Consider the following 484-nt stretch of genomic DNA (forward strand, 5'->3'; position numbering starts at 1 on the left):
GCGATCCTCTTGGTCGAACACGACATGGACTTCGTCATGGGGCTGGTGGATCGGGTGGTGGTGATGGAGTTCGGCGAAAAGATCGCCGAGGGCCTGCCGGAAGATGTGCAGAAAGACCCGGCGGTGCTCGAAGCCTATCTCGGCGGGGTGGAGTGATGACGATGGAACAGAGCCAGAACCGGACCCAGACCCAAGTTCAGACTCCGGCCCACAACGAGCCGACCTCGAAGGTGCTCGAGATCCGCGACCTGTGCGTGTCCTACGGCAAGGTCGAGGCGCTCACCAACGCCAACCTGACCGTGGGCGAGGGCCAGATCGTGACCGTGATCGGCCCCAACGGTGCGGGCAAGACGACGATGCTCTCGGCGATCATGGGGGTGCTCGAATCGAAGGGGAAAGTGGCGTTCGACGGCAGCATCGAGGCGGTGCCCGAGGTCGAGCGCATGGTCGCGCGCGGCATGAACCTGGTGCCCGAGAAGCGCGA

At 64.3% G+C, this 484-nt stretch carries 2 protein-coding genes; both read left to right on the forward strand.

Annotated features, from left to right (window positions below; genetic code table 11):
* Positions 1-156: ABC transporter ATP-binding protein C-terminal domain-containing protein (locus tag AC3A35_RS27895; RefSeq protein WP_487439809.1), on the forward strand; the 156-nt coding region annotated here is incomplete at its 5' end.
* Positions 156-484, forward strand: a 329-nt coding sequence (locus tag AC3A35_RS27900; RefSeq protein WP_487439808.1) for an ATP-binding cassette domain-containing protein, incomplete at its 3' end; no start/stop codon positions are given. The genes AC3A35_RS27895 and AC3A35_RS27900, both read left to right, overlap by 1 nt.

The organism is Azoarcus sp. Soil_N_20 (assembly GCF_057656155.1).